Source organism: Bradyrhizobium sp. AT1, from assembly GCF_001590795.1.
Lineage (GTDB): Bacteria > Pseudomonadota > Alphaproteobacteria > Rhizobiales > Xanthobacteraceae > Bradyrhizobium.
The window spans coordinates 7,459,915-7,469,457 of sequence record NZ_JXDL01000001.1 but is presented as its reverse complement, the minus strand read 5'-3'; the positions used below and the strand labels follow the sequence as shown (position 1 = coordinate 7,469,457).

Annotated in this window: 8 protein-coding genes; 6 read left to right on the top strand and 2 right to left on the bottom strand. The window is 63.9% G+C overall.

The features are described 5' to 3' along the window. The coding region (locus SE92_RS34390; protein ID WP_063203228.1) for an NAD(P)/FAD-dependent oxidoreductase at positions 1–1,312 on the bottom strand (1,312 nt) is incomplete at its 3' end. 218 nt (positions 1,313–1,530) lie between these two features. On the opposite strand from SE92_RS34390, the gene SE92_RS34385 reads away from it, so the two are divergent. The 5 genes from SE92_RS34385 (at position 1,531) to SE92_RS34365 (ending at position 5,736) form a co-directional block, all read left to right on the top strand. Then, positions 1,531–2,067 carry a SixA phosphatase family protein gene (locus SE92_RS34385; protein WP_063203922.1) on the top strand — a complete coding sequence of 179 codons (537 nt, stop codon included), beginning with the start codon at positions 1,531–1,533 and terminating at the stop codon, positions 2,065–2,067. 50 nt (positions 2,068–2,117) lie between these two features. Next, complete coding sequence (locus tag SE92_RS34380; RefSeq protein ID WP_063203227.1) at positions 2,118–2,543, top strand: universal stress protein; 426 nt, start codon at positions 2,118–2,120, stop codon at positions 2,541–2,543. Between the two features lie 55 nt (positions 2,544–2,598). Further along, positions 2,599–3,201 carry a hypothetical protein gene (locus SE92_RS34375; RefSeq protein ID WP_245324782.1) on the top strand — a complete coding sequence of 201 codons (603 nt, stop codon included), beginning with the start codon at positions 2,599–2,601 and terminating at the stop codon, positions 3,199–3,201. A gap of 546 nt (positions 3,202–3,747) precedes the next feature. Then, on the top strand, positions 3,748–4,752 hold the full coding sequence (locus tag SE92_RS34370) for an alpha/beta fold hydrolase (protein ID WP_063203226.1): 1,005 nt from the start codon (positions 3,748–3,750) through the stop codon (positions 4,750–4,752). Positions 4,753–4,929: 177 nt separating this feature from the next. Continuing rightward, entirely contained in the window at positions 4,930–5,736 is an 807-nt protein-coding gene (locus SE92_RS34365) for a transglutaminase-like domain-containing protein (protein ID WP_063203225.1), read from the top strand. A gap of 2,559 nt (positions 5,737–8,295) precedes the next feature. On the opposite strand, the gene SE92_RS34350 is transcribed toward SE92_RS34365, so the two are convergent. After that, positions 8,296–8,532, bottom strand: coding sequence for a DUF1127 domain-containing protein (locus SE92_RS34350; protein ID WP_063203222.1), 237 nt, complete (start codon positions 8,530–8,532; stop codon positions 8,296–8,298). 188 nt (positions 8,533–8,720) lie between these two features. On the opposite strand from SE92_RS34350, the gene SE92_RS34345 reads away from it, so the two are divergent. After that, a partial coding sequence (locus SE92_RS34345) for an aminotransferase class I/II-fold pyridoxal phosphate-dependent enzyme (protein WP_157096007.1) occupies positions 8,721–9,543 on the top strand: 823 nt, incomplete at its 3' end.

The window sequence follows — 9,543 nt, the reverse complement described above, 5'->3', positions numbered from 1 at the left end:
CGCGCTCCCTGTCCTTGACCCTGGCCCGTTCGCGGTAACGGGCGAGCGAGCCTGCGGCCGCGGAACTCGCCCTGCTCCAGATCCCGACCAGCTGGCCCGCGACCCGCCCCGTGGCACCGCCTGCCCAGACCAGCTCGAACGGCGAGAACAGCTTCCAGCGCTCATCGCCCCACAAAATACTGCGCGCGATCATCTGCCCGGCCATGGCCGACGTGTTCATGCCCTGCCGGCCGAACCCGCTCGCCACCCACAGGCCTTTGCGCAACTGGCCGATCTGCGGCATGCCGTGCACGGTCTGGCCGGTGGCGCCGCCGAACGACTCGGTGATCTCGACATTGCCGAGCGCCGGAAAGATCGTGCGGATCCGCCGCCTGACGGCGCCCGCAAAGCGCTGCGGCCGCGCGGCCCAGGTGGTCTCCGGGCTCTCCCACATCAGGCGGTCGCCGTCGACGACGCGGAAATGGTCGACACCGTCGGAATCCATCACCGATCCCTTGAAGGCGATGATCTCGTGCACGCGCTCGCCGAGCGGCGCGGTGATGCCGGCATAGCGCCAGACCGGCAGCAGCGTCTCCGACAGGCGCCGCAAGGGCGCGCCGAGATGAATGTTGCCTGCGAGCACGATATGGGTCGCGCGCAGCCGCGCCGAGGGCGTGACGATGCGTTTGCGGATGCCGGAATGATCGATGCTGACGACCGGCGTGTCCTCGAAGATGCGGGCGCCTGCCCGCCGTGCCAGCGCCGCCAGGCCATGGACATATTTGCGGCCGTCGACCTGGAACGCTCGGGGATAGTACACGCCGTGGAAGTAACGACCGGTCTTGAGCACCTCGCGGACGCGATCGGCCTGCCAGCCCTCGACCTCGGTGTCGAAATCCTCGTTCAGCATCTGCAACCGGCTGATCAGCCGGTCGCCGGCATCGACGTTGGAGACCTCCAGCACGCCGTCGCTGGGAGCTATTCCCGGCATGTTCTGTTCGGTGGCATTGGTCCGGACGAACTCGGCGCCCTCCTTCGACAGCGTCCACAATTCACGCGCGTCCTCGAAGCCGATGCGCTCGATCAGATCGGTGAGCGGCAGCGCAAAGCCCGGCATGACGGTGCCGAGCTGGTTGCCGGACGCGTTCCAGCCGATGTGGCGGCCCTCGAGCACCGCGACACTGGCCCCGAGCCGGGCCGCCTCCAGCGCGATGGTGAGTCCGGCCAGTCCCGCACCGATGACGCAGATGTCGGCGTCGAGGTCGAACGACAGCCGCGTGCGGTCGCGAAAGCCGGCTTCTTCCTGGGACACGCTTGTGAAAGTCTCGCTCATGTCGTTTCTTAGAGCATGATCCGGAAAAGTGTGCAGCGGTTTTCCCTCGCGACAAACGCAAAATCCGTTTGCGCGGGGATCACGCTCAAAACAACGACCTGAAGCGCGATGACGATTCGTTCTGATCTCAGCGCGTTTTATGCCAACCGGGCGCCTGTCACCTTGTCCTCAACCGGCGCCTGTAGATTATCCTGGACGTGGAACGATTCGAGAATGCCATGCGCCGTTTGATGCTGCTGCGTCACGCCAAGACCGAGACCGACGCGCCGAGCGGCCGCGACCAGGACCGCCGGCTCGACGACCGCGGCCACAGGGATGCCGCTCAGATCGGCGACTGGATCGCCGCCCATCCGCCCTTCCCCGATACCGTGCTGGTGTCGCACGCCGTCCGGGCCCGGCAGACCTGGGAGGTCGCCTGGGAGGCGATGAAGGACCGCGTCCCGACGCCGCAGGTCGAGATCCTGCCGGAACTCTACGGTGCCGATCCCGCGCAGATCCTGGAGTCCATTCGCACCGCAACCGCCCCGGCCGACCCGAAGCAATTGCTGCTGGTTGCCCATAATCCCGGCATGCACGAGGCCGCGCTGATGCTGATGGGCAGCGGCGATCCTGATGGCGCCAGGGCGCTCGCCGACAATCTGCCCACCGCGGGACTTGCGATCTTCGACTTTGACGTCAAGGATTGGGGTGACGTGGCCTACCGCCGCGGCAAGCTGGTGCTGTTCACGAGCCCCAGGCTGCTTCGCTCGGGATGACCGCGCGACGGGCCGGCAAGACCTAGTGACCGGAAGATTTGGAGGCGCAGATGTTCAAGTCCATCCTCGTGCCCATCGACCTCGCCGACACCGACCTCGCCAAGCCGGCGATCGCGACCGCGGCCACGCTGTCGCAGACCTGGAGCGGCACGGTCCGCCTGCTCAACGTGCTGCCGATGACGCCGGTGATGCTGGCCGAATACGTGCCGGCCGATTTCGACGAGCAGCAGCGCCAGACCTCGGAACAAGCGCTCGCCATCGTGGCGCGCGAATCCGGCATCGAGCCGGCGCGGATCTCCAGCGTGGTGCGCCAGGGCGGCATCTACCACGAGATCCTGGAGGAGGCCGTGCACATGAAGGCCGATCTGATCGTGATGACCTCGCACCGGCCGGCCATGCGCACCTATTTCCTCGGCTCGAATGCGGGCCACGTCGTGCGCTACGCCAAATGCTCGGTGCTGGTGGTGAGGCACTGACGGCCGGAAATTGTAGCCCGGATGGAGCGCAGCGTAATCCGGGACCTTTGTGCGTTTGGGCGAGCACCCGGATTGCGCTGCGCTCCATCCGGGCTACAAGGCCGCGGCCAGACACCGAGCTCAGAGCAATGCCATGAAGCAATGGTGGCGACGATGGACCTACGAGATCCCGCTCGCCATCGGCGATGGACTATGGGAGGTGCTGGTCGTCCAACTGGCAGCACTGCTGGACAGACTCACGGTGCGGAAGGTCATAGCCTTGATCCCAATCGCGATCATGGTCGTAGCCTACTACCACAGGATCCCGATTCCGCCGGAGCTCATGCTGGTCGGCGATTTCCTCGCCTATATCGACGTCTTCTCTGTCCTCATCCTGGTCGGCATGCTGAGCCGCGGCGCGACGATCCTGTTCATCGTGAAGCAGGCGGTGGCGCGCGTCTCGCTGCTCTTGCGCGACGTCGGGGCGCACCTGCCAGGCCCTGACGTCCGGCATCGGCGCCGGCGCAGCGCCGCGACACGGCCTCCCCGCAAGCCCGAGAGCTCCGAAGATGATCGAGCTTATGGCTGTCCTTGGGATGACCTCGCATCGGCGATGCGCACCCATTTTCCTCGGCTCCGCGCCGGCACGTCGTGTGCTACACCAGCGGCGAGTTCGTAGAGCATGATGGGACGGAACAGTTCCGCGGTTGGAACGTTCACGGTTATCGCCGCTCGGCTCTCGGCTATCATCGGTGATGAGAACGCCTGATCGCGCTCCCGCCCTCACGGAAAGGAACACCAGATGCAGCGTCACCGGTTCAAACACACAAAATCGCTCAATGAGCGCCTCCTGGAAGAGGCTACAAAGCTAAAAGAGGAAGCGAAGCTGCTACCGCATGGCCCGTTGCGGGAAGCTGCAACGAAAAGGGCCCGGCAGGCCGAGATGGCGGCACATATGGATGATTGGCTCTCCCCCTTGGCGTTGCGATCGCCGAAGAAGGACGAGACACCGGGCCCGGGCTAGGCATCTGGGCTCGCAACAGACTGGCGCTAACTTGCCCGCGTGCACGTGCGGCGCTTTGCCTAAGAGTGAAAGCCGTCACAAGAAGAACGATCAGATTCGGGCGTCGCGCAGGAACAAACGCGCGACGCCCCCGTTTGACCTACCTGCAACATTTCTCATTTTGCCCTGAGGCATCGTGCAGACCCCTATGAGGTACTGCCAATGGCCTTGCTGCGCACACGCTCCCCTTCGCTCGTCTCCACCTGGCTCAGCGCCGCAAGGCAATATCCCGCGCTCGCCGCTGTTGCCGGAGTTGGAGCGGTGCTTCTGGGGACAGCTCTCGTCAATCGCCAGCTTGCCAGGAAGGCACAACGCGACAATCCGCCGAAAGGACGGTTCATCGCGGTCAACGGCGTGCGTCTGCACTATGTGGAGCGCGGCAACGGCCGGCCGCTGGTCCTGTTTCACGGCAACGGCAGCATGATCCAGGACTTCGAGTCGAGTGGCTTGATCGATCTGGCCGCCGAAAACTATCGGGTCATCGTCTTCGACCGCCCGGGATTTGGACATAGCTTGCGGCCCCGCAATGCGGTCTGGACTCCCGAGGCGCAGGCGGACCTGTTCAAGGACGCGCTCGGCCGTCTCGGCGTGCAACGCGCGATCGTCCTCGGACACTCCTGGGGAGCGTCAGTCGCAGTCGCGCTGGCGATCAGGCACCCTTCGCTGGTCGAAGCCTTGGTGCTGGCGTCGGGATATTATTTCCCGACCGCCCGCAGCGACGCCGCGGCCTCTCTTGCGCCTGCAATGCCGGGACTCGGCGATGTCATGAGTTACACCATCTCCCCGATCTTCGGGCGGCTGATGTGGCCCGTGATGTTGCGGAAGCTGTTCGGCCCGCGCGCGGTCCCCGAGAAGTTCGCCGACTTTCCCAAGGCCATGGCTGTGCGGCCGGCACAGATGCGTGCCAGCGCCGCGGAAGCAGCCTTGATGGTCCCCGCCGCCTTCGTCGCCGCGAAAACCTATGGAGAGCTCGATATGCCGACGATCATCATCGGGGGCGAGGACGACCGCCTGATCGACACCGAAGAGCAATCGGTCAGGCTCCACGGCGAGATCAAGCAGAGCAAGCTGCGCCGGATCGCCGGCGTCGGTCATATGGTCCATCAATCCGCGACGCCCGACTTGATGGCGGCCATCGACGAAGCCGCTGCCGCGACCTTGCATTAGGCGTTAGTGCCGCAAATGCCGGCAGGCGACGCTCCCTCCATTGCATTCGACCGGCGCGTCGCCATTTGCTCTTCGACGAGGCAGGCGGCTGTTGCTGCGATGCCGACCGGATTTCGAGCCTACACGACCAATCTCACCGGCCGCTTCCGGTCAGTGCAATGAAGCCGAGGCCCAAGCATGCAAATCCGTGTCGGTTTTGAGATGATCTACGACTTCCCGCAAGTCACGCCATTGATCGCGATGGTCGGAACGCATTTCACGCGGGCATCCGATATTGTCGTACCCGATCACCTCATCACCTCGCCTTCCGTGCCGATCGCGCCCTACCGCGACAGCTTCGGGAACTGGTGCAGCCGGCTCGTTGCTCCTCCGGGCCGCATGCGCCTGTCTGCCGACGGAACGGTGCGCGACAGCGGCTTGCCCGACGTGGTCGCGCCTTCGGCCGTGCAGCACGCAGTCGAGGATCTTCCATCGGAGACCCTCCTCTATCTGCTCGGCAGCAGGTATTGCGAAACAGATCGGCTTTCCGACATCGCGTGGAAGCTGTTCGATAAAACGGCGCCCGGCTGGTCGCGCGTCCAGGCGATCTGCGATTTCGTTCACCATCACATCGCGTTCGGATACGAGCACGCGCGGGCGACCATGACGGCATGGGAGGTCTTCAACGAGCGGAAGGGCGTCTGCCGCGACTATGCGCATCTCGCCATTGCGTTCTGCCGCTGCATGAACATTCCAGCGCGCTACTGCACCGGCTATCTCGGCGACATCGGAATTCCGCCGCCGCATGCGCCCGGCGACTTTGCAGGTTGGTTCGATGCCTACCTTGGCGGTCGCTGGTACACCTTCGATGCACGCAACAACACGCCGCGCATCGGCCGTGTCCTGATCGCTCAGGGCCGCGATGCGGCGGATGTTCCGATTGTTCATATTTTCGGACCTGGCGAGCTCGTCAGCTTCAAGGTGTGGACTGATGAACTGGTATGAGCCGCTCGCCCGGGTCGATTGCACGCAACGAACGAGATTGATCTCGCTAATTGGCAAGGTGGATGCTACAAGGCTGGCATCACCGCGCGCTTCCTGGCTGTTATCGGTGACTGAGAGCATCGCGCTCCCGCCTCCTCCCGACAGAAGGCGGTCAGATGTCCGATTCGGTCAAATTCGACATTCGTGAGTGGCTCGTACCACCTTTATTGGTGCCTATTTTCCTCGTGCTGCTGATCGCGATCGCGGCCGTTCTGTAGCGGCAGGTCAGTTCGGCCGCCCTGCGCCAAAACGTGGGCGCGGCACTTGAGCCAGGACTCGCGCAGAGGCGCGAGACGAGACCGGAGGCGGGAATGGCAAACACAGCAATCATCAGGGATGCCTACGGCGTGCCGGCGGTTTTCGTGGGTTCGAAAACGGGCCGGGACGACGCACCCTTTGTCTTCGTGAGAGTCGGCGACGAGGAGCGCAGGATGCGGTGGTCCGAATGGGACGCTCTTCCGGCCTGGACCGGCGAACGTCCGACGCGGGCGAGCAGAGCCAAATAGAGATGCGGGTGCTCAGGATGACGACGGCTCGAACGGGCACTTGGATTACGGGCACGTGGATTGCGGGCACTTGGATTACGGGCACTTGGGCGACAGCGCTCTTGCTGGCAGTGGCCCTCGGCACATCCACGCCGGCAGCTTCTGCCGCGGAGCCAAACTGCCGTGCAATCGAAAGCACCAGCGCCCGGCTGTCCTGCTATGATGCTGCATTTCCTCCAAAAACAGCAAAGCCCGCCGAATCCAGCAATGGCTCGTCGTCAGGCTACAAGGATCCATTTCTTGCAGAAGAGGCCCGAACTGCCGCGAAGCTGAAGAATATTTGCCGCGGTTGCTGAGCTTCACTGACCGCGGGCTCTTCCGATCGTCGCGCTCCAAAATCGGAGAGCCAGCAGACGACAAAGCAAAGAGCGACAGGCAGTCGAGCAGCCGCTGACGGCGCAAACGACGCGCCGCTTTCAGATAGTTCCGGCGCGAAACGAAATAAAGCGCTCGCTATCTGGTCGCCAAAGGCACATTGTCTCGCTACCACCGAGCGGCCCGGAGCATCTATCGGTGGTGTGAACGCCAAGTGCGCTTCCGCTTTCCCCAAGCGGAGCATCAAACCTTGGCTCGACAAATCCCAGAATCATCATCGACATTCGAGTATCGCCTGGCCCGAGAAGCACTCAACCTTCGCCAGCAGGCCAAAGGGATGGCCCCTGGCATCCGCCGCACGGAGCTCCTGCGCAAAGCGCGGCAGATCGACGTTGCGGGAGAGGTCAACAAGTGGCTGACCTCGCCGGGACTCAGGGCGCCGCTTTAGGTCTCCATGACACGCTGAACCTTCGCCTTCCGCGTGGAGACCCATTGGTATCGGGATTTTACTCTCACCCTCCCGGGGCTGATCAGCCGCCGCCTGCGCTTTATTTCAAGCGGGCGGCGTCTTTACTTGTGGCGCATGCCGCTCGCCGGGATTGCCCCGCACTCCACCTGGCTGAAAGGCCCCATTCCCTTGTGTTGCCCGACGGGCGAAACACCCAATTGATCGGTCAATCCCACCGCCAAAAAATATTCCCCTTTACCGAATTTCGGAAATGACGTATGTGTCGCGGCAACCCGGCCCAAGGACAAGGGGCGTATCGCGATCGTCACGAACGCGGACCGGGTGGCGGTGGACGCAGATCGCATCGGCGCGAAGGGTTTTGCAGGGCGGGCAACCGTGAGCGAGGCCATCGCGCACACGACCGGTGTGATCGGCGTACGGCAAAATCGTGTGGTCCTGGCGCCCGCAGTCTGGCGTCAAGTCTTGTGGCGATGTGCGGTCCGACCGGGCCACACATCGGTCATCCGCAAGGCGACGGGGCAATAGTGCAACGCTCCCGGGGAGAGCACGCCATAAGCCGTCAAACCACCGCGCAGGGAAGGCCGGGATGTCTCCGGTTGCCCTGTTCTCCGCTATGCGCAGCACACGCAGTCTGCCCTTGGCATAGCGGTCCACGGGAGCCAACCGGCTCCCGGCCTTCCCTGCGCCCTTGTTCAATCAAGGGCAAGGCGACGAAGCAAAGCTCGGGCGAGATGAGCCGCGAGAATGCGAAGCCGTGTCTGCGGGCGCCATGCGAATATCGAAATGTTACCGCATTGCAACGTCTCAGACCGTCACCCTGAGGTGGCCGCTTCTTCGGCGGCCCTCGAAGGGCGACAGCCCGGCTGCACCAGCTCGGCCGTTCATCCTTCGAGGCTCCGCATGCGATGCATTCGCATCGCACGCCTCGCACCTCAGGATGAGGGGACGGATAGTGTCGGTGCGGAACGATTCTGGATTGCTTCCGCCTTCGCCAAGAGGCTTCGGCGGACAAGTCGCTGCGCTCGCAATGACGGTGTTTAAACGATGGTCTCGTGCCCCGGACGCAGCGCAGCGCTTCTTCAGCGGTGCGCTGCAGAGCCGGGGCCCACGTCGCAGCGAGTGCCGCAGCCTGCTGGGTCCCGGCTCTGCGCAGCAGCGTAAGAACGCTGCAGCGCGTCCGGGACACCTGCCTCACAGATACCGCGTCAGTTCGGCCTTGAACTGCCCGTACACCGCGTCCTCGATCTGGCTGCGCGTGATGCCGATGTCGCGCAGGGCGCGGTCGTCGAGCTCGTTCAGCGTCTTGACGGCGGAGCGGTGCTCCAGGCGGTCGAACAGCGCGTAGACAGCATTGGCGAGCGTTGCAAAAAATCCGCTCGACGAGGATGGGCGTAAACTCCGCCCGGCAGTTTGTGAAATCGTGGTCATTCTTCTTCTCCGGCCTAGTCGTTCCGCGCGGCGAAGCAAATGCCGTTGGCGCGGACGCTTGCGAGCATCTGCACCTCATTTGCCGTCGGATTGCTCTCGCTCACCTCGGCTCAATCGCGGACCTTGATGGAACTTAAATGCTCCAGTACACTACTCGGAGCAAGTGAAACATTGCTCTCGGTGCAATAATGTCCAAGTTCGAGTACGTGAAGCTTGCCGATGCCATTGCCTCGGATATCTCTAACGGCACGTTAAGGCCCGGCGATCGGCTGCCGCCGCAGCGCAATTTTGCCTATGACCGGGGCATCGCCGTCTCGACCGCGAGCCGTGTTTATACGGAATTGCTCCGTCGCGGCCTCGTCGTCGGCGAGGTCGGCCGCGGCACCTTCATCTCCGGCGACATCAGGCGCGAGGTCGAGGCGCTCAGCGAGCCGCGCGATGCTCGGATCGATTTCGAGGTCAATTATCCGCTATTGCCCCAGCAATGGGCGATGATCGCCAAGAGCCTTGCGGGGCTCGAGCGCGTCGACGCGCTCGAATCGGCGCTGCGCGTCTCGACCAGCACCGGCACCAAGAGCGCGCGCAATGCCGCCGCTGCCTATCTCGCGCGCAAGGATTTCGCGCCGCAGGCCGAGCAGATCGTCTTCACCGCCAACGGCAAGCAATCGCTCGCCGCCGCGCTTGCGGCGCTCGTCCCCACCGGCGGCCGCTGCGGCGTCGAGGCGCTGACCTATCCTTACGTCAAGAGCATCGCGGCGCGGCTCGGCATCACGCTGGTCCCGATTCCCATGGACGAATTCGGCGCGCGTCCCGATGCGATCCAGAAGGCGCATCGCGAGTCGCACCTGTCGGCGTTGTATCTGCAGCCCATCATCCAGAATCCGCTCGGCGTCACCATGAACGCGACGCGGCGCGCCGACATCATGCGCGTTGCCGAGAAGCTCGATCTCACCATCATCGAGGACGCGGTGTACGGCTTCCTCGCCGACGACACGCCGCTGGCAGCTCTCG